Below are 20,325 nucleotides of genomic sequence, written 5' to 3'. Positions count from 1 at the left end.
GGCCCGGGGGGCCCGTGGGGGGGTGGGGGGGTTGGTCTTGCCCTCCCCGGTCGGTGCGGGGGGGCAACCGGGGGGGGGGGGGTGCGGTACCCGCCACCCACCCCGAGGAGGTTCTGCGGTCAGACCCTGGACCTCACGCCTTGATCGACTTCTGGTCGGCCGTGCTCTCGGCCTTCTGGATCGCGACCTTGCGGGGCTTGGCCCGCTCGATGACCGGGATGCGCACCGCCAGGACGCCGTTGGAGTAGGCGGCGTCGACCTTGTCGCTGTCGAGGTGCTCGGACAGGTAGACGCGGCGGGTGAAGGTGCCCATCGGGCGCTCGCGGACGAACAGGCGGTCCTCCTCCCCGTACTCCTCCTCGCGGCCGGCGCTCACCGAGAGCACCCCGCGGTCGACGGTCACCTCGATGGTGTCGGGGTCGATGCCCGGGAGGTCGAACTTCAGGAGGACGTCGTCCTTGCGGCGGACCCCGTCGAGCGGCATGGCCACGCGCGCGGCACCATCACCCGACCCCAGGACCTGGCGGGAGAGCCTGTCGAACTGGCGGTCGAACTCCTGGATGAACGGGTCGATCGACGTCAGCAGCATCGGTAACCACCTCCGTGTGAACTGGCAGGTATCCTCAAGCCTGCCTTCTCGGAAACCTCTTACTTCAGTTATAGGTTAGCGGCTCTTCTGTTCGCAAGTATCCTCGGGAAAATTCTCAGGTCTCCTCAGACGCCCCTGGTCAGAGCGTTGAACTCCTCGTCGGTCAACCGGACGGCCGCGGCGGCGACGTTGTCCTCCAGGTGGGCGACCGTCGAGGTGCCGGGGATGGGCAGCATCACCGGGGAACGGCGCAGCAGCCACGCTAAGGCGAGCTGCGAAGGGGTTGCGCCGTGTTCCCTCGCCGCCGCGGCGAGCGGGCCGCCCTCCGCCGCCAGCCTGCCGGTCGCGAGCGGGAACCAGGGGATGAAGCCGATGCCGTTCGCCTCCGAGTACTCCAGCAGGGGCTCGGCGTCGCGGTGCGCGAGGTTGTAGAGGTTCTGCACCGAGACGATCGTCGCGGACTTCCCCGCCTCCTCGACGTCCTCGACGCTCACCTCGCTGAGGCCGATGTGGCGGATCTTGCCCTCCCGCTGCATCAGCGCCAGCTCCCCGACCTGGTCGGCGACGGGGACGGCCGGGTCGATGCGGTGCAGCTGCAGCAGGTCGATCCGCTCGACGCCGAGGTGGCGCAGGCTCAGCTCGACCTGCTGGCGCAGGTATTCGGGACGGCCGACCGGCGTCCAGAGCCCGGGACCCTGCCGGGTGAACCCCGCCTTGGTCGCGATCACCAGGTCGTCGGCGTAGGGGTGCAGCGCCTTCTTGATGAGCAGCTCGGCGACGAACGGGCCGTAGGAGTCGGCTGTGTCGATGAGGTTCACGCCGAGCTCGACCGCCCTGCGCAGGACCCGGACGGCCTCGTCGGGGTCGCGTGGGTCTCCCCACACTCCCTCGCCGGTGAGCTGCATCGACCCGTAGCCCAGGCGGTTGACGGTGAGGTCGCCCCCGATGGTGAACTGCCCGGAGGCCTCGGCGGGACGCGTCGTGGTCGTCATGATGTCCTCCTGCGAATTCGGTCTGGCGTTCATGATTCGCAACAGGACGACGAAGTGACCGATTCCCCCTACGCCTCCCGTCGCCCGTAAACCTTCCGGCACGCACTCGCAAAGCGACCCGAGGCGAGGACGGCCGGACCGCGCGACGACCGAGCGACCATCGCTCCGCTTCGCCGGGGCCGAGCACGTCGAACACGATCACGCCGTCCCGCGCGGAGGACCCCATCCTCGCCATGCCGGGAGCCACCCCCACGGCGCGCAGGGGAAGCGTCTTCGCCGCCTCCGAGGGTGACGCGGTGCCGCCCCTCACCGGCGCGCGGGGAAGCGTAGTCGGCCCTCGGAAAGCCCCCGGCCGAGTGGAGCGAACGAAAGACCGGTCCACGGTGTCTATTTCAACCCCACGCCCGGCCGCGAACTCTTCGGAAATCCGGGCTCCGAGGATCCTTTTTCACCGTATTCGACATGCCGGCGGCACCTTTACCTCCAATACACTGAGCTTCAAGAGGAATACCGACAGCGTGAAGCCTTTTTCCTGTATGCGTGGCGATATTCCGGCCGATGGCCGGTCGCCGGACGGAACGAATTCCGTCCGGCGACCGGCTCGGTCACCCGGTACTATGTTCGCCGGGACGATTCATCGGCACTTATCGAATGGTGACGCGGTCCCCCGCGGGCGGATTCACCGGCGAGTTCTTCACGAGGTAGGACGCCAGTGCCGCCGTGTCGTCCGGACCGCCGTGATAAACGCTGGTGGTCCCCGTCCACTGCGGGAACCCCTGCCAGCCGCCCATCAGGATGTAGTTGGCCGCGATCTTGATAACCTGGGTGTCGGTCACCGGAACACCGTTCAGCGTTATCTCGGTGACGGCTCCGCCCTCAAGCGTGTAGCGGAGCGCGGCCGAGGGAGTGAGCACCCAGCCCTGCGGGTTCGGGTACGCCAGGAGACTTTTGAGCTGCGCGCCGGTCATCGCGTGCACGTCCACGGCGAGCCCGGCCGACTGGGTGCCCCACAGTTCCTCGCGGGTGACCGGGCCCGCGTCCAGGCCCGCGTAGAAGCCGTACCTGCTGACCAGGGCGACCTCCGCACCGGAGAGAGCCTGGACGGCGTCCACGTAGGCGTCGGCGACGAGTTCGGCCAGTGGGCCGCCCGAGGCCGTCAGCCCGACATCCCCCGTGGTCTCGCCGAACGTCTCGTCCTCGCCCGGCAACCCGCACTTGAAGTAGTGGAGGACGTTGGACACGAGACCGTCCGGCTGCTTGATCTCGATCTGGACCGACGTCTCCTCCGTCTCCCAGTCCCATTCGAACGTCTGCAGGACGGTGGTGTACGCGCCACCGTGGTTGGGCGGAACCTTGAAGCTCCGCCACTTCTCGGTGCCGACGACGCGGTACCGGATGATCTGCACGCCGGCGGGGAGCCCCTCGAAGGAACCGTGGATCCTGAAGGTCACCGGGCACTTCGACGCGGTGGTCCGCTCGAAGTGGATGGTGACCTTCCCCACGGGGTTCTGAACCGGATCGTCCTGCGCGGGCGCCGCGGAAGCCGTACCGGAAACGGCCTGTTTCGGTGCGGCGTGCGCTGCCGGGGCGAAGGCGCCGGACGCCAGAGCGACAAAGGCCGCCAGCCATCCGATCCGGCGCCCAACCCTACTGGAAAATTTCACAGAACTCCTATCCGCCGAGCCATGACAAGGAATAACGGGGCGATCCCGTTCCTCTGGACGAGCAGATGCTAACCAGGCCGACCGACAATTCTGTGAAACCGATAAGAGGAGCGAAGCGCCCGTCCGACGGGCGGGAGAAAACCATCGTGTATGGACCATGAAACGGGCTGGGAAAACGAAGTCCGAGAATTCTCCACCTCGCGCGGCAGGAAGTTCACCACATACGCCGCACGGCCCGCCCCCGGCGGAGGGGACGGGCCGCGTGAGGGGGGCGGTCAGCGGGTGAAGGTCACGTCCTTGATCCGCAGGGCGCCGCGGAAGACCAGGTAGACGTCCTGAGCGCCCCGTACGGCCGAGACGGGGGCGGTGGCCGTGGCCCACGAGTAGGTCCCGCCGGTGGCGGGCACCCGCACGGTCCCGGCGAGCCTGCCGGTCGGGGAGCCGAGGCGGATCTCGACGGAGGAGGCGGCGGTGGCCGCGACCCCGAGCCGCACGCCGGTGACCCCGGCGCGGAGGTCGGCGTCCTCGAAGGAGATCCATTCGCCCGCCGAGGCGCCGACCGCGTCGCCTCGGACCTTGGTCTCGTCGACCAGTTCGACGCCCGAGTAGTCGTCGAAGTCGGCGGCGCGGGCGGTCCGGGTGAGGTCGCGGGCCGGGATGCGCTCGCCGTCCACCCGCATGGTCACGCGCTGCCGGATCGCGTCCGAGGCCGAGCCGACCAGGACGTCGTGAGTCGCCGGCTCCACCGCGAAGCGGCCCCTGGTCACGTCCCACAGGGCCAGGTCCGCGGTCCTGAGCGTGAACCTCACGACCTTCGACTCCCCGGGGGCCAGGCGCACCCGCTGGAAGCCGCGCAGCTGCCTGACCGGCTGCTCCACCCGGGAGGTGTGCTGGTGGGTGTAGAGCTGGACGACCTCGTCACCCGCGCGCGAGCCGGTGTTGGTCACCTTGACGCTCACCTCGTGCCCGCCACCCTTCGCAACGGCCTTGAGGCCCTGGTAGCCGAAGGTGGTGTAGCTCAGCCCGTGGCCGAAAGCGTAGAGCGGCCTCCGCTTCGAGTACAGGTAGGTCGAGCCGGTCTTGACGATGTCGTAGTCGAGGATGTCCGGCAACGGCGTGCCGGCTCGGGGCCAGGTCTGGGTGAGGCGGCCTGCCGGGTTGACGTCGCCGTACAACAGGTCGGCCAGTGCGTTGCCGGTCTCGGCTCCGGCATGGGTGGTCCACAGGATCGCCGGGACCTTCTCCTGCAGCCGGTCGATCGTGGTCGGGTAGCTGTTCTCCAGGATCACGACCGTGTTCGGGTTGGCGGCGCGCACCGCCTCCACAAGCGCCTGCTGCCCCTCGGCGAGACCGAGGTCGGTCCGGTCGTGGTCCTCACGGCCGTTGATGAACGGCATGCTGCCGACGACGACCACCGCCACGTCGGCGCTCCTCGCCGCCGCGACCGCCTCCGCGGTCCCGCTGCGCACGATCTCCTTCTCGAAGCGGGTGGCGTCCTCCGCGACGGTGAGGCCGAGCGTGCCGTCGGCCGCCGCCTTGACGTACTTGTTCTGGCCGAACCAGTCGTAGGCGGTCTCGTAGCCCGCGTAGCGCAGCAGCGTCGTGCCGTCGGCCTGCGCCTCCAGCTTGAACTGCTCCTGCACGAACCAGCCGGTGGGCTGCTCCTGATTGTTGACCAGGGTGGACCAGTTGGCGCGGCTGACGTACTTTCCGTTGGCGACGCTGCGCAGGGTGACGATCCCCTCGCCCCAGTCGAAGACGTCGAACTGCTCGGTCGCACCCGCCGAGATCCCCGAGAGCCTCAGGTCCGCGCCCGCCCCCGTACCCGCGGTGAGGTACCTGCCGCCGGACTTGAGCGCGATCCTGTCGACGCCCTCGGACGTGACCGTGGCGGCCCGCTCCCCGATCCCGTCGAGCGGGGTGACCCGGTACGGAAGCCTGCCCGAGTACCAGTCGGTGTAGAGGGTGTCGGCCAGCGGGCCGACCACCGCGACCTTCTGCGAGGGACGCAGCGGCAGGGTCTTCCCCGAGTTCTTCAGCAGCACCGCCGCCTCGCCCGCGGTCCGCCTGGCCAGCTCGCGGTGCGCGGTACTGTCGACCACGTCCTTGGTGATCTTTCCGTACGGGCCGCCGTCCGGGTCGAACTCGCCGAGTCTGAACCGGAGAACGAGAATGCGGCGGACGGCGGTGTCGAGGTCGGCCTGGGTGAGCAGCCCCTGCGCCAGCGCCTCGTTCACCGCGGCCACCGTCGGGGCGCCGTCGGTGTTGTCCACCGTGAAGCTCTCGACGCCCGCCTTGAGCATGGCTGCGGCGCCTTCGGCCTTGGTGGCGAAGTAGCCCTGGGAGCCGGTGAGGTTGTTGGGCCCCCCTGCGTCGGAGACGTTGAACAGCGGCCGGTCCGTCCAGGCCCTGACGGTGGAGTTCAGGTCGGTCACCGTGGCGGGCCGCCCGTTGACCAGGTTGTACGCGGTCATCACGCCGGTGGCCGCGCCCGCCTCCAACGCCGTTTTGAACGCCGGGTACTCGTACTCGTTCAGGACGCGAGGGCGCAGGCTGGAGGAGGTCGTGTCGCGACGGACCTCGTTGTTGTTGCCGAGGAAGTGCTTGAGTACCGGGGCCGCCCGTAAGTGGTCGGGGTCGTCGCCCTGGATACCCGAGCCGTACGCGGTGGAGATCGCGCCGGTGAGCAGCGGGTCCTCGGAGTAGCCCTCCTCGTTGCGGCCCCAGCGTGGGTCACGGAGCGGGTTGACCACCGGCGTCCACAACTGCAGGCCCCACAGACGGGAATTCTCCGCGTGGTAGCCTCTCGCCTCCTCACCGACGGCAGTGCCGACCTTCTTGACCAGGTCGGGGTTCCACGTGCTGGCCAGGCCGACGGCCTGCGGGAACACGGTTCCCTCCGCCGTCACGACGTTCCCGGCGTTGTCGACGTCGGTGGACCAGGCGACGCCGTGCAGCGCCTCGGTGCCGGTCTTGAACAGCCCGATGCCGAGCCGCTCCACCGCGGGCTGGTACTGGTGGAGCCAGGAGACCTTCTCCGCCGTGGTGAGGCGGCCGAGCAGGTCGTCGACGCGCCGGTTCAGCGGGAGTGAGGGGTCGCGGAAGGGATGTTCGGGAACCGTGCGGGTGGGGGCGCGGGCCGATCGCTCGTGCGACTCGTGGGCGGGGGTCGTCTCGTGGGGCACGCGAGCGGGGACCGCATGGGCGGGGACCGCGCACAACCCCAGGGTGAGGGCCGTCACGGCGACCGCCGCAACGGACGTGGTGGATAACGACATTTCGCCTCCAGGTCAGGGGGAGTCGAAGAAACACCGCTGTCGGGACGCCGTCCGCCCCCGAGCGGCGTACGACGTCGAACGGCAGACACGGTGTGGTCATGTGATCGAGCGTGAGATGAGATGCGGTCATTTGACGGCGCCCACGGTCACGCCGCGGGTGAGGGTCCGCTGGAAGATGAGGAAGAAGGCGACCGCGGGCAGGATGCCGAGCAGCGCCGAGGCGCTGGACATCGTGGCGTCCATCATCTTGTCCCCCTGCAACACCCCGAGCGCGACCGGGACGGTCTGGTTCTCGTTGGAGATGAGGAAGACGAGAGGCAGGAAGAACTCGTTCCAGGTCCAGATGAAGAAGAAGATGAGCAGCACGCTCAGCGTCGGCCTGCTGATCGGCACGACGACCTGCCACAGGGCCCGCCATTTGCCCGCGCCGTCCAGGGCCGCCGCCTCCAGGATCTCGCGCGGGAAGCGGCCGAGCACCGAGGCGAGCAGGTACGTCCCGAAGGCGCTCTGGATCACCGTGAAGATGATGATCACACCGAGCCTGGTGTCGTACAGTCCGACCTGCTTGGCCAGGTAGTACAGCGGGTAGACCAGCGCCTCCTGCGGCAGCGTGTTCGCCACCAGGAAGACGACCAGGATCCACACCCGCCCGCGCACCCTGCCGATGCCGAGCGCGTAGGCGTTGAGCACAGAAAGGACCGTGGCGAGCACCGCGACCGAGCCGCTGATCAGCAGGCTGTTCCACAGCTTGCCGCCGAAGTCGACCCGGTTCCAGAAGTCGACGATCCCGTCGAGATACAGCTCGCTCGGCAGGCCCAGCGGCCCGCCCGAGGAGTAGTCGGCCGGGGACTTCACCGCGTTGAGCGTGACGATGGCGAACGGCACCAGCATCGCGACGGCCAGCACGACCAGCGAGACCAGGACCGAGTATTTCCGGATCATGATTCCCTGTCCTGAACCCGCAGGAAGAACACCGTCACCGCGATGATCACGAGGGTGAGCACGGTGGCGATCGCCGCCCCGTACCCGACGTTGGCCTTCTCGAAGAAGTTCTGGTAGCTGAAGTAGGAGGGCACGAGCGTGGCACCGCCGGGACCGCCCCTGGTCAGCACGAAGATCGGTCCGAAGACCTTGAGCGCGGCGATCGTGCAGGTGAGCAGGACCACGTAGATCTCCGGCCGGATCTGCGGGATCGTGATGTGCCAGAACCGCCGCCACCACGAGGCGCCGTCCATCTCGGCGGCCTCGTACAGCGCGGGATCGACCCGCTGCAGCCCCGCCATGAAGATGACGACCGGGTAGCCGATCTGGAACCACACCATGATCGCCATCACGCTCGGCAGCGCCCAGGCCGGGTCGCCGAGCCAGTTCCTCGGCTCCATCCCCAGCAGCCCGAGCAGGTCGTTGAGCGCCCCGAAACGCGGGTGCATGATCCAGCCCCAGACGATCCCGGCCACCGCGACCGGCAGCACCTGCGGCAGGTAGTACGCGGCCCGCAGCGCGCTCGCCGCGCGGGGGCCGACCTTCTTGCCCACGTAGTCGAAGAGCGTGGCGGCCAGGACGAGACCGATGAGCGTCGGGACGATCGCCATCGCCACGATGAGCGCGACGTTGTTGCGGAAGGAGGACCAGAACCGCTCGTCGGCGAGGAGTCGGGTGTAGTTCTCCAGCCCGATCCACCTCGGGTCGCCGATCCCCTGCCAGCGGGTGAAGCCGATGCCGACGTTCATCAGGAACGGCACGACGATGACCGCGGTGAAGAGCACGGCGCTCGGCAGCAGGAACACCCAGTACCCGCGGTCGCGAGACCTCGGCATCGGAGGTCTCCTTTCTCTGTTCTGTGCGTACGGCTTTCTCTGCTCCGTGCGCGTGTCCCGCGCACGTGTTCTGTGATCTGCGCGCACGCTCTGCTCCGTGCACTGCTCCGTGCGCGGGCCGCGTGTTCGGTACGCGCGGCCCGCGCCGTGACACCGTGATCGTCACGGCGCGGGCCGTGGGAGACGTCAGTTGCCGATGTCGGCGAGGTTCTCCTCGTACGGAGCGGCGATCTCGTCCAGGACCGCGTCGGGGGTCTTGGTGCCGTTGATGAGGTTCTGCACGCCCGAGACGAGCACGTCGTAGTAGCCCGGCGCCGGCCAGTCGGGGTAGAAGGCCAGCCCGTCGGAGGTCGAGAGCCTGTTGAAGTTCTCGATCAGCTCCTTGCTCTTCTCGTCGGTGATCGCGTCCGTGTCGGCGGCGACCGGGATGCCGCCGGAGTTGCCGAGCAGGTTCTGGATGTCCTTCTTCATCGTGATGTCGATGAAGTCGTAGGCGAGATCCTTATTCTTGGCGTTCTCGGGGACGACCCAGATGTTGCCGCTGGATCCGGCGCTCATCGTGTTACCCGGCCACAGGAACGAGCCCCACTCGAAGTCCTTGACGTCGCTGGCGAAGCGGCCGTACCACCAGCTGCCGGAGACCAGGATCGGATACTTGCCGCCGATGAAGGAGGTGCCCATGTCCTCGGCCTTGATCGCGGCGGAGTCCTTGTCGACGTAGCCCTTCTTGACCCAGTCGGCGAAGGTGTCGGCCGCGTACTTGAACTCGGGTCCCTTGAAGTCGACCTTGCCCTTGTAGAGCTGGAAGGCGTCCACCCACGGTCGCTGCGCCTTGCTCAGCGCGAGCTGGTAGAAGATCTGCTGCGCGGGATACTCGGCGCCGCCGACCGCGATGGGGGTGGTCCCCGCCTTGACGAACGTGTCGAGCGCGGCGGTGAACTCCTCGAAGGTGGTGGGCACCTCGACGCCCGCCTTCTTGAAGGCGTCCTTGTTGTAGTAGACCATCACGTACTCGGCGTAGTTGGGGACGCCGTACCACTTGCCCCCGCCCATCACACCGCGCTCGTCGTATCTCGCGGTCGTCTGGATCGAAGGGCTGAGCAGCTTGTCCCAGCCGCGCTTGGTCACCTCGGGGGTGAGGTCGGTGAGCAGACCCTGCTTCGACAGCAGACCGGCCGTGGCGTTGCCCTTGTTGTACTCCATCACGTCGGGGGCCTCGTCCGAGTTCAGGATCATCCCCGCCGACTGGCGGATCTGCTCGAACGCCTTCTCCTCGAACTTGACCGTCACGCCGGGGTGCGAGGCCTCGAACTGCTTGACGGCCTCGGCCCACGCCTTGCCCATCGCGCTGTCGGCGCCCTCGTAGTGCCAGAGCTTCAGGACACGGGGGCCCTCCGCGGCGGGGGTGTCCGCCGCGGGTTCGGTGCCGCCGCAGGCGGCGAGCGCCATGAGCGCCGCCACCGCGGCGACACCGACTTTCAGGTTGAACATGGTCTTTCTCCTAGATGGTGGTGATGACGAGTGGTATGTCGGCCCCCACCAACTCGACGCCCGCGATCCGCGCGCTCCCCGAGACGGTCACCCGCAGGCCCTCCCCCTCGGGAACCGCGGTGATCACGGTGTCCCCGTCGAGGTCGGAGACGACGGTACGGATCTCGCCGCTGTCGGCTCCGACTCCGTACCCGACCAGGGTGATCTCCCCGAACGGCCCGTCCCCGACGGTCCCGCCCGCCTCGGTCCCGCCCTGCTCGGTGAGAACGGGGACGACGGCCCCGCGCCGGACGTACAGCGGAACGCGGTCCAGCGGCGTGGCGGCCGTGACGTACCGGCCGCCGGACAGGATCTCGCCCGTCCAGTGGTCCACCCACTCCCCCTCGGGCAGGTAGACCTTCCTCACCTGCTCGGGCGAGGTCATCGGCGCCACCAGCAGGTCGCGGCCGAGGAGATACTGCAGGTCCGCCTGCCAGGCCACCGGGTCGTCCGGGTAGTCCACGCACAGCGCCCGCATCATCGGGGCCCCGGTCCTGGCCGCCTCGACGGCCGCCGTGTAGATGTACGGCATGAGCCGGTAGCGCAGCCTCAGCGCCTCGACCGCCTCCGCCTCGACCTCGGGAAACTCCCACGGCTCCCTGCTGGTGGTGCCGTGCAGGCGCAGCAGCGGGGAGAGCGCGCCGAACTGGGTCCACCTGACGTACAGGTCGTCGGTGGGGCGGCCGGTGAACCCGCCCGCGTCGTGGCTCCAGAACGGGACGCCGGACAGGCCGTGCGCCAGCCCGCCGCGCAGCGTGCTGCCCATCGCGGCGTAGCTGGTGTAGGTGTCGCCGCTCCACTGCGCCGAATGCCGCTGCCCGCCAAGGAACGACGAGCGCGCCCAGACCATGCCGTGCCCCGCGACCTCCTTGGTCACCTCGGAGACGGCGTCGTTGAACAGAAGCGTGTAGACGTTGTGCAGGTCGGTGCCGGACATGCCGTTGGCCGCGACCGCGTCGTGCGGCACGCCCTCGGCGAAGTCGGTCTTGAAGACCTGGACGCCCTGTTCGAGCAGCGGGCGCAGCAGTCCCTTGAACCACTCGGTGGCGGCCGGGTCGGTGAAGTCGACGATGCCGCAGGCCGGGTAGGAGCCGTGCCAGCAGTCGGCGACGTAGACCTCACCATCAGGCTTTTTCAGGAAATATCCGCTCTCGGCCGCTTCAGCGAAGATCGGGCTGAGGTGGGAGATGTACGGGTTCATCCACAGGCAGACCTTGAACCCCATCTCCTTCAGCTCGGCCAGCATGCCGGTGGGGTCGGGGAAGCCCTCGGCGTCCCAGCGCAGGTCGGACCAGTGGCCGTCGGTCTGCCAGTACGTGTCCAGGTGCAGCACGTCACACGGGATGCCGCGCTCGCGGATCCTCCGCGCCCGCGCCATCACCCGCTCCTGGGTGTCGACGAAGAACCCCGAGGAGATCCAGGTGCCGAACGCCCACTTCGGCGGGAGCAGCGGCCGGCAGGTCAGCAGGTCGAACCGCTCCAGCACCTCCGACGGGGTCGGCCCGGCGATCACGTAGTAGTCGATCAGGTCGTCCGGGACCACGATCTGCACGCAGCTGTGCGTGGACTGGCACACGTCGAACTCCACCGGCGTCCCGCTGTCCACCAGCACGCCGTAACCCCTGCTGGACAGGTAGAACGGGATGTTCTTGTACGCCCGCTGCGACTCGGCGCCGAACGCGTCGAAGTTCCACATCACCGGCCGCTGGCCGCGCTTGTCCAGCCGGGTGAACGACTCGCCGAACCCGCTGAACGCCTCGTCGGCGGGGGCCACGAAGCTCTCGTGATAGCCGACCACCGCGCCACCCGAGCTGGAACGGCCGAACGGCAGCGTGCGCAACCGGCCGCTGATGTCGGTGTGCCCCCGGTCCTGCTCGAGCAGCGGCGCCCCGCTCGCGTCGGTGAACCTCAGGTGCCAGGGAGCCAGGGTGATCTCCGCGCGCAGCGAGCCCGCGTCCAGCAGGATCGTCCCCTCGCGGCTCTCCACCCGAGCCCCGGCGAACTCGCCCGGCGTGACCATCGAGATCGCCGCGGCCGACCGGGTCCGCGCGTCCGCGTCCTGCCCGAGCCGGACCCGGATCACCCCCTCGCCCGCCACGCTCAACTGGACCAAAAGCGTCTCCTCGGCCGATGTCACGGCCTTCAGGATCACCCCTGCCGCATCGGAGGCGACCGGCTCAGCCGAGATCAACGCCGACAGGCCCCCCTCACCGTGCGAGCGTACGGGCAGCTCAGGCGGGTCGGCGACGAAGTACTCGTGCGCGACCAACGGGGGACGGTAAGGCATGGGAACTCCAGCGCTCGGGCCTGCATCTGCCGAGTTAGTTTTACGTCCAAACCAACAAACGTCAATGCCCTCGACCTGCCGAACTTCGCCGACCCATCCCCTCGAACAGGTCGTTCGCGGACGAAGGAAGCCGGAGCCGCCCTCTTGAGCCCGGCCCGCCGCGCGTGGATAATTAGTTTAGTTTCCATCCAAACAAAGGGGAGCCGTGGACTGGTCGGAACGGCTCGGCGGGCTGTGTTACGGCGGGGACTACAACCCCGAGCAGTGGCCGGAGGACGTCTGGAAGGAGGACGTCGAGCTGATGCGGCGGGCCGGGGTGAACCTGGTCAGCGTCGGTGTGTTCTCCTGGGCGCGCCTGGAGCCCGCACCCGGCGTCCACGACCTCGGCTGGCTCGACCGCGTCCTCGACCTGCTGCACGACGGCGGGATCCGGGTCGACCTCGCCACCCCGACCGCCTCGCCACCCCCCTGGTTCGGCCTCGCCCACCCCGACGCCCTCACCGTCACCCACGACGGCACCCGGCTCACCCACGGCAGCCGCGACACCTACTGCGTACACTCCCCCGCCTACCGCGCCGCCTGCGCCGGGATCGTCCGCACGCTCGCCGAGCGCTACCGCGACCACCCGGCGCTCGCCATGTGGCACGTGCACAACGAGTACGGCACCACCTGCCACTGCGACCACGCCGCCGACGCCTTCAGGATCTGGCTGCGGGCGCGGCACGGCACCCTGGAGGCGCTGAACGACGCCTGGACCACGTCGTTCTGGAGCCAGCACTACTCCGCCTGGGAGCAGATCACCACCCCGCGAGCCACCCAGTACCTGCCCAACCCCTCCCAGGCCCTGGACTTCCGCCGGTTCGTCTCCGACGCGATGCTCGACCACTTCCGCGAGCAGAAGGCGGTGCTGCGCGAGCTCACCCCGGACATCCCGATCACCACGAACTTCGTCCTCGGCGACTGGGTGCCGGTGAACCACCGCCGCTGGGCGGCCGAGGTCGACCTGGTGGCGATCGACCACTACCCGTCCACCGACCCGCCCGCCGAGACCGCCTTCGCCGCCGACCTGGCCCGCGGCTGGGCCGCGTCCCCGGCGCACGCCCCAACCGACGCCCCGGCACCTTGCCCGGCCACCGGGAAACCCTGGCTGCTGATGGAGCAGGCGGTGGTCACCTACACCGGCCCCCGGATGCGCGCCAAGCGCCCCGGTGAGATCACCAGGCTGAGCCTGTCGCACATCGCGCGCGGCTCACGGGGAGCCATGTTCTTCCAGTGGCGGGCCTCCCGCGGCGGCGCCGAACTCTGGTACGGCGGCATGGTCCCGCACACCGGACCCGACTCGCGGATCTTCCGCGAGATCTGCGACCTGGGCGCCCTGCTCCCCACGCTGGAGGACGCCTGCGCGGCTCCCGTCGAGACCGGGGCCGCGATCCTCTGGGACGCCGAGGCGAACTGGGCGCTCCAGGCACCCGGACTGCCCTCCACCGAACTGAACTACACCGAGGCCGTACGCCAGGCCCACCGGGTCCTCTACCGGCACGGCGTCACCGCCGACCTCGTCCACCCCTCCGCCGACCTGTCGGCCTACCCGCTCGTCCTCGTCCCCAGCCTCTACCTGATCTCCGACGCCGACGCCGACAACCTGCGCCGCTACGTCTCCGGCGGCGGCACCCTCGTGGTCTCCTACCTCAGCGGCATCGCCGACGAACACGCCCGCGTCCGCCTCGGCGGCTACCCCGGCGCCCTCCGCGACCTCCTCGGCATCCGCGTCGAGGAGTTCCACCCCCTGCCCCCCGACGTCGCCCTCACCCTGTCAGCTCCTGACGTCCTCGCCCCCCGGAGCACCTCCCCCCGGGCCGGAACACCCGCACGTCCCCCGACCGACGAGGCGACGTTTTCCGGTGAAACGACGTTCCCCGGTGACCGGCCGGAGACCGGCACCTTCTGGAGCGAACATGTCCACCTGGAGGGCGCCGAGGCGCTGGCCGTCTACACCGGCCCGCACACCCTCGACACCCCCCTCTCCGGCCAACCCGCCATCACCCGCCACCCGTACGGCTCAGGAACGGCCCTCTACATCTCCACCCGCCTGACCGACGACGCCTACGCCCGCCTGCTCGGCCTCTCCCCCGCCCCCGTGGAACTCGTACGACGCGGCGACTGGCTCTTCGCCGTCAACCACGGCGACGAGGAACACGAAGTGGACGGCGAGCGACTGTCCCCGGGCGGTTTCGCCGTACGACCACACGTTGAGCGAGGATGACAACGGCGGCCACCTCGATGCCGAACCGTAGGGCCTCTGCTCGGAAAGACGTATCGCGACTTTCACCGACCCCGAAGGGACCATGTCGGGTCCACGTCACCGGACGTGAGAGGCACGTCCGTCGGGAAGGTCAGCGGACCTTGCCGAAGAACTCGCGGATGTCGGCGGCGACGTGATCGGGCCGCTCCATGGCGACGAAGTGGTGGCTGCCTGGATTGTCTTCCGGCCAGTGCACGATGACGTTGCGTCGTTCGGCGAACCGGCGGATTCCAGGCGGTCCGTTGTACACACCGGTCGGTGCCGCCGTCTGCCCCTCCGGCCAGCCGAAGCCCGTGCTCTCGTAATAGGGCCAGGAAGAGGTTCCCAACGTTCCGGTGAGCCAGTAGAGGCTGACGTTGGTAAGGATCAGGTCGCGATCGATCACCTGCTCAGGCGATTTCGCGGCGACGGTGAACTCCTTGAATTTCTGCGTCATCCAGGCCAGCGCGGCGACCGGCGAGTCGTGCCATCCGTAGGCGAAGGTCTGGGGCGCCGCGCGCAGCAACCCATGATGATCCACGCCGCTCATCCAGTCCTGCTTCTGAAGCTGCGCATATGCCTCCCGCTCGTCGTCGGTCATCTCGGGAACGTCGTCTTCGGTGGGGAAGCCGAGCCCGCTGATGACATAGACGCCGACCACGTGCTCCGGGGCGACCTTGGCGACTTCCGGGGCGACGTACGCGCCGAAGTCCCCGCCCTGGGTGCCGTAGCGGTCGTATCCGAGGCGACGCATCAGACCCGCCCAGATCCGCGCGACGCGAGTGGCGTTCCAGCCGTTCTCGTGCGGCGGCGAGGAGAACCCGAAACCGGGTATCGACGGCACGACGACGTGGAACGCCTGGGACGGGCCGCCGCCGTGCGCGCGGGGGTCGGTGAGCGGGCCGACGAGGTCGGTGAACTCCACGAACGAGTTCGGCCAACCGTGGGTGAGGATGATCGGCAGGGCGTCGGGCTCGGGGGAACGCACGTGCAGGAAGTGGATGTCCTGACCGTCGATCTCGGTCATGAACTGCGGAAACCCGTTCAACCGTGCCTCGTGCCCGCGCCAGTCGTACTCGCCGCGCCAGTATTCGGCCAGGTCCTTGAGGTAGCCGGCGGGGACGCCCCGGCTCCACCCCTCACCGGGAAGTTCCCGAGGCCACCGGGTCCGGGCCAGCCGGCCGCGCAGCTCGTCCAGATCTGCCTGGGGGATATCGATGCGGAAGGGGCGGACCTCGGTGCTCATGACTCTCCTCAGTGGGTACGCGATGTCCCGCCACGTCGTCCCCGGGCAGGCCCGGTGGTACGTCGCGGTGACCTGACCGAGAGTAGGAATCATCTGGGACAGTTCCTGACCTATATGGCCGGGCATGATGGCCTCCATGAGCGACACCCCCGCACGACTGCTCAAACTGCTGTCCCTGCTGCAGACGCCGCGCGAATGGCCCGGCAGCGAGCTGGCCGAGCGTCTGGGAGTCAGCCCCCGGACGATCCGGCGGGACGTCGATCGGCTGCGCGAGCTGGGTTATCCGGTACGGGCGACGATGGGAGCGGTGGGTGGCTACCGGCTCGCCGCCGGCAAGGCCATGCCACCGTTGCTGCTGGACGACGAGGAGGCGGTGGCCATCGCGGTCGGTCTGCGCATGGCGGCCGGGACTCCGGTGGACGGCATGGAGGAGGCATCCGTGCGGGCCCTGGCCAAGTTGGAGCAGGTGCTGCCGTCTCGGCTGCGGTACCGGGTCGCCGCGCTGGCCGCGGCCCTGGTGTCGACACTGACCGGGAACGGGCCGAGTGTCGATCCGCAGAACCTGACGGTGCTCGCCGGTACGGTCGCCAACCGAGAACGCCTGCGGTTCGCCTATCAGGCGAGCGACGGGAACGAGACCAGACGCCTGGTCGAGCCGTACCGCCTGGTGGCGGCCGAACGCCGCTGGTATCTGCTGGCCTACGACAACGATCGCGATGACTGGCGGACCTTCCGCGTCGACCGAATCGGCGATCCGCGGCCAACCGGCGTGCGGGTCTCACCCCGCGAGCCGCCCGAGCAGGACGCGGCCGCCTTCATCGTCGACAAGTTGTACGCGTCGGCACCCACCTATGAGATGCGGGCGACCCTGCACCTTCCGGCCGACCAGGTGACGCGAAGGCTCGGCACTGCCCCCGGCGACGTCCAGCCGATCGACGAGCACAGCTGCCGCCTGCACGGGCGCGCCGACACCTTGGAGTGGCTCGCCTCCCGGCTGCTCCTGCTCGGCTGCGAGTTCCAGGTGCACGAGCCGCCCGAACTACTGGCGTACCTGCGTGCGGCGGGCGCCCGCGCCATCCGCGCCGCCAAACCCGGTCACGCGAATGTTTGAGGCGATTCCGAACGCCGAACTTCGACGCATCGAGGAATGCGCCGTCGTTCGGCACTCGATCGCAGGCGTGGCAGTAGCCGCCTTGAGGCAGTGCGCTCCGGGCCTGAGCGTGAGCCGTCAGGAGGTGAAGACGTGGCAGCAATGGTCATCGGCATGGCCGGCCACGGGGTCACCGAGGCCGGCCCGTCTCATGACAACAGCGCCACCGTCAGCTGTCACAACCCGTCCCTGTCCTCAAGCTTGGTCGTCACCTTGTTCGCGGGCGGCGCCTTGATGGAGACCCTGCTGCCCCAGCCGGTGAATCGGGTCTCGACGCTGATCGTCTTGCCCTCCCACCCGGTGCTGTCGAAGATGCCGACGACGGGGAAGGACGTGGTCAGGCGCTGTGGCAGGTGGTTTCTGTCCACGGTGAGCTTGAACGTCACCACGGTCTTGTCGCTCGACCGGAGCGGCAGGGTGGCGCGGAACCAGGGCGAGACCTTGGCGAGCCTGCCGAAGGTGGTGGTGCCGCTGTAGGTGGTACGGGACTTCTTGGCACCCTTGAGCAGGCTGGTGAGGGTCGCCGGCTCGGCGACGTTCACCAGTTGGCTGAACCAGCCGTCCGTACCGCCCGTCATGCCGTCCGGGTCCTTGTACCAACTCTTGCCTCGCGGCATTTTGTCGCGATAGGTGCCCCCCTGGGAGTAGCTCGTGGTGCCGACCCGGATCGTCCTTTCGGGGACGTACGGATTGAGGCGATCGTCGGCCGGGCGGGCACTCTTCGCGCTGATGTCGGAGGCGACGATCCCGCCTCGGCCGAACTGGAAGGAACCGGTGCGCCGCAGGTAAGGCTGGCCCTCGCCATCTTCGATCATGGTGCTCCGATCGCTGAACCTCACCCCCTTGCCCGGAACGAACTGGCTCTTCAACGCCTTGACCGGATCGGCGGGGGCGGCCTGAGCCTGGGCTTGGGCCGGTGTCCCGGTCACGAGCGCGACGGCCGTGACCGCGGAGATGCTCGCGATCATTCGCTTCATAGGGGTTCCTCGATAGTCCGGGAAAAGAAGGGCAATCTTCCCCGACCTTGATCACGGACGTGTCTCACCTCTCCGCGCGGCGGGCGGTCATGGCCGAGCACCGGGAACACGGCTCGTTTCAAGGAATCCGACGGCAGTTCATCGGGGTCGATCCCAGCGCGCAGGACGAGGATGTGGGTGTCGAGCAACCCTTACACAGAGGTCATTCCCCGTCCTCGGCAAACTCGCCTCTGCCGTAAGCATGGTCATAGGAGTCATAAGGGTCGGCGTTGACGTGCTGGTCCATGTCTTCGTGGTACTTCCGGTCGTCCAGGCGCGGCATACCGCGGGACGCGGCGGCGAACTCGGCCCGCGAGACGGCCCGGCGCCGGACGGGAACCAGATCGCCGATGTGACGGCCGTCGCGTGTGACGGCGTACCACTCTCCGCGTTCCAGTCCGTGCAGGATCTCCGCTGACCGTTCGCGCAGATCCTGCTGAGAGATCCGGTGGGAGTGTTCTGTCTCGGGAGTACTCACCTGTCAACTCTGCCTCCGCGTGCCACTTGGTACCACTTGGTGACCCCAGGTGGTCACTCGCGCTCCACCACGTCCGCGTCGGTCATTGACACGGTGGTTCCATCCAGAAGAACAGGTCGGCGGTTACCCCGAAAACCGGCCAGGTCATTGTTGGCGGCTGTAGGCGCGGATGGCGAGGGGGCAGAAGACCACGAAGAGAACCGCGCACCAGATGAGCGTGGTGGTGACGGTGCCGCCGACCGGGGTGCCGTTGAGGAGGGCGCGGCAGGCGTCCATGGCCTGGGTGACGGGGTTGATCTCGGCCCAGGCTCGCAGCCAGCCGGGCAGGGTCTCGACGGGAGCGGCGAGGCTGGTGCCGAGCTGCAACGGCAGGAAACCGATGAAGCTGATCGCGAGGACGGTGTCGGCGCTCTTGACGAGGACGCCGAAGAACACGGTGACCCAGCTGAGGCAGAAGCCGAAGGTGATGGCGAGGCCGGCGGCGGCGAGGGCCGCGGGGAGACCGCCGTGGGCGCGGAAGCCGAGGAGCGTGCCGATGGCGAAGAGAATGGCGACGGCGAGCAGATAGCGGACGATGTCGGCCAGTACGGAGCCGAGCAGGGGCGCGAGGCGGCTGATGGGCAGGCTGCGGAACCGGTCGGTGACGCCGTTCTTGAGGTCGAGGTTGATGTTGGTGCCGGTCGAGACCAACCCGGCGAGGCCGGCGCCCATGACGAGGATGCCGGGGAAGAGGTACTGCAGGTAGTCGGCGGTGGAGCCGGCCACGGAGCCGCCGAAGAGATAGAGGAAGAGCACCATGAACAGGGCGGGTGTGACGACCCCGTTGATGATCGGGCCGGGGTTGCGGGTGGTCTTGGCGAGGCTGCGGCCGGCGAGTACGAAGCTGTGCCGTAGCCAGGCGAGGGGCCGGGTGCGCGGTGGTTCGATGCTGGACACGGTGGCGGTCATCGGGCGGCCCTCGTCGGTTCGTCGGCGGCGGTGGTAGGTATTCCGGTACGCGATCGTTCGGTGGCGGTCATCGTGCGGCTTTCGTCGGTTCTTCGGCGGAGGCGGCGGGGGTGGCGGGTGTTCCGGTCAGGGCGAGGAAGACCTCGTCGAGGCTGGGCAGGCGCAGCGACAGCTCGGAGACGCCGATGCGGCTTTCACGCAGCCGGGCGGCGATCTCGAAGAAGTCCGCGTCACCGGTGACGGGAACGACCAGCTCGTGGCGGCTGGAGCGCTCCGGGGCCCGGCCCGCGACGTCGGCCAGGATGCGGGCGGCCACGTCGGTGTCGGCGGGGTCGTTCGGCCGCACGGCGATGGTGTGCCCGCCGACTTCTCGTTTCAGCTCGGCGGGGGTGCCGGAGGCGATGACCCGTCCCTGGTCGATGACGGCGATGGCGTCGGCGAGGGCGTCGGCCTCTTCGAGGTACTGGGTGGTGAGCAGGACGGTGACGCCGTCCGCGCTCAGGCCCCGGATCATCTGCCACAGCTCGTCGCGTTTGCCGGGGTCCAGTCCCACCGAGGGCTCGTCGAGGAAGACCACCTCGGGGTGTCCGACCATGCTCGCGGCGAGGTCGAGGCGGCGGCGCATGCCACCGGAGTAGCCGGCCACCGGTCTTTTCGCCGCGTCCTCCAGGCCGAAACGGGCGAGCAGGTCGGTGGCGCGCAGGAGCGCCTGCGACCGGGACAGGTCGAGGAGCCGGCCGATCATGACCAGGTTCGCCAGGCCGGTCAGCTCCTCGTCCACGCTGGTGTGCTGGCCCGACAGCGCGATCCGGCGGCGCACCTCTCCCGGCTGGCGTACCACGTCGAACCCGGCCACGGACGCGCGTCCGCCGTCGGGACGCAGCAGGGTCGCGAGGACGCGGATCACGGTGGTCTTTCCCGCACCGTTGGGTCCCAGCAGGCCGAGCACCTGTCCGCGCGGAGCGGCCAGATCGACACCGTCCAGCGCGGTGACCTTGCCGAACGCCTTGGCCAGCCCTTCGGTCTCGAACCCATGATCGCTCACCTTC

15 protein-coding genes are annotated in these 20,325 nt (G+C 68.8%); 2 read left to right on the top strand and 13 right to left on the bottom strand.

What is annotated here, in order from left to right:
- Nucleotides 1-133: 133 nt before the first annotated feature.
- From ABT352_RS08450 to ABT352_RS08415, 8 genes are all read right to left on the bottom strand, one after another.
- Complete coding sequence (locus tag ABT352_RS08450) at nt 134-589, bottom strand: Hsp20/alpha crystallin family protein (RefSeq protein ID WP_350943510.1); 456 nt, start codon at nt 587-589, stop codon at nt 134-136.
- A gap of 125 nt (nt 590-714) precedes the next feature.
- Nucleotides 715-1,581 carry an aldo/keto reductase gene (locus ABT352_RS08445; RefSeq protein WP_350943509.1) on the bottom strand — a complete coding sequence of 289 codons (867 nt, stop codon included), beginning with the start codon at nt 1,579-1,581 and terminating at the stop codon, nt 715-717.
- Nucleotides 1,582-2,225: 644 nt separating this feature from the next.
- Complete coding sequence (locus ABT352_RS08440; protein WP_350943508.1) at nt 2,226-3,245, bottom strand: 5'-nucleotidase C-terminal domain-containing protein; 1,020 nt, start codon at nt 3,243-3,245, stop codon at nt 2,226-2,228.
- Between the two features lie 275 nt (nt 3,246-3,520).
- Complete coding sequence (locus tag ABT352_RS08435) at nt 3,521-6,523, bottom strand: glycoside hydrolase family 3 protein (RefSeq protein WP_350943507.1); 3,003 nt, start codon at nt 6,521-6,523, stop codon at nt 3,521-3,523.
- A gap of 126 nt (nt 6,524-6,649) precedes the next feature.
- A complete protein-coding gene (locus ABT352_RS08430; RefSeq protein WP_350943505.1) occupies nt 6,650-7,465 on the bottom strand; it encodes a carbohydrate ABC transporter permease in 816 nt (271 codons plus the stop codon).
- Nucleotides 7,462-8,340 (bottom strand): carbohydrate ABC transporter permease, encoded by an 879-nt coding sequence (locus tag ABT352_RS08425; protein WP_350943504.1) that lies wholly within the window; start codon nt 8,338-8,340, stop codon nt 7,462-7,464. The genes ABT352_RS08430 and ABT352_RS08425 overlap by 4 nt, the downstream gene beginning before the upstream one ends.
- 186 nt (nt 8,341-8,526) lie before the next feature.
- Entirely contained in the window at nt 8,527-9,831 is a 1,305-nt protein-coding gene (locus tag ABT352_RS08420; protein ID WP_350943503.1) for an ABC transporter substrate-binding protein, read from the bottom strand.
- A 10-nt stretch (nt 9,832-9,841) separates the two neighbouring features.
- Complete coding sequence (locus ABT352_RS08415; RefSeq protein ID WP_350943502.1) at nt 9,842-12,157, bottom strand: TIM-barrel domain-containing protein; 2,316 nt, start codon at nt 12,155-12,157, stop codon at nt 9,842-9,844.
- 205 nt (nt 12,158-12,362) lie between these two features.
- Here ABT352_RS08415 and ABT352_RS08410 point away from each other — a divergent pair, with 205 nt between their 5' ends.
- Nucleotides 12,363-14,420 (top strand): beta-galactosidase, encoded by a 2,058-nt coding sequence (locus ABT352_RS08410; protein WP_350943500.1) that lies wholly within the window; start codon nt 12,363-12,365, stop codon nt 14,418-14,420.
- A 130-nt stretch (nt 14,421-14,550) separates the two neighbouring features.
- On the opposite strand, the gene ABT352_RS08405 is transcribed toward ABT352_RS08410, so the two are convergent.
- Complete coding sequence (locus ABT352_RS08405) at nt 14,551-15,684, bottom strand: epoxide hydrolase family protein (protein WP_350943498.1); 1,134 nt, start codon at nt 15,682-15,684, stop codon at nt 14,551-14,553.
- Between the two features lie 136 nt (nt 15,685-15,820).
- Between ABT352_RS08405 and ABT352_RS08400 the strand changes: the two genes are divergently transcribed.
- Nucleotides 15,821-16,795: a helix-turn-helix transcriptional regulator gene (locus ABT352_RS08400; protein ID WP_350943496.1), complete on the top strand. Its 975-nt coding sequence runs from the start codon at nt 15,821-15,823 to the stop codon at nt 16,793-16,795.
- 215 nt (nt 16,796-17,010) lie between these two features.
- Here ABT352_RS08400 and ABT352_RS08395 read toward each other — a convergent pair whose 3' ends face one another.
- From ABT352_RS08395 to ABT352_RS08380, 4 genes are all read right to left on the bottom strand, one after another.
- Nucleotides 17,011-17,811: a hypothetical protein gene (locus ABT352_RS08395; RefSeq protein WP_350943494.1), complete on the bottom strand. Its 801-nt coding sequence runs from the start codon at nt 17,809-17,811 to the stop codon at nt 17,011-17,013.
- Between the two features lie 202 nt (nt 17,812-18,013).
- On the bottom strand, nt 18,014-18,328 hold the full coding sequence (locus ABT352_RS08390; RefSeq protein WP_350943492.1) for a type II toxin-antitoxin system Phd/YefM family antitoxin: 315 nt from the start codon (nt 18,326-18,328) through the stop codon (nt 18,014-18,016).
- 144 nt (nt 18,329-18,472) lie between these two features.
- Nucleotides 18,473-19,276 (bottom strand): ABC transporter permease, encoded by an 804-nt coding sequence (locus tag ABT352_RS08385; RefSeq protein WP_350943490.1) that lies wholly within the window; start codon nt 19,274-19,276, stop codon nt 18,473-18,475.
- Between the two features lie 67 nt (nt 19,277-19,343).
- Nucleotides 19,344-20,321 (bottom strand): ATP-binding cassette domain-containing protein, encoded by a 978-nt coding sequence (locus ABT352_RS08380; RefSeq protein WP_350943488.1) that lies wholly within the window; start codon nt 20,319-20,321, stop codon nt 19,344-19,346.
- Nucleotides 20,322-20,325: the final 4 nt, after the last annotated feature.

Origin of the sequence: Streptosporangium sp. NPDC000563 (assembly GCF_040299985.1) — a bacterium.
Taxonomy (GTDB): Bacteria; Actinomycetota; Actinomycetes; order Streptosporangiales; family Streptosporangiaceae; genus Streptosporangium.
The sequence above is the reverse complement of the archived record's forward strand: the minus strand, read 5'-3'. Positions and strand labels throughout refer to the sequence as shown.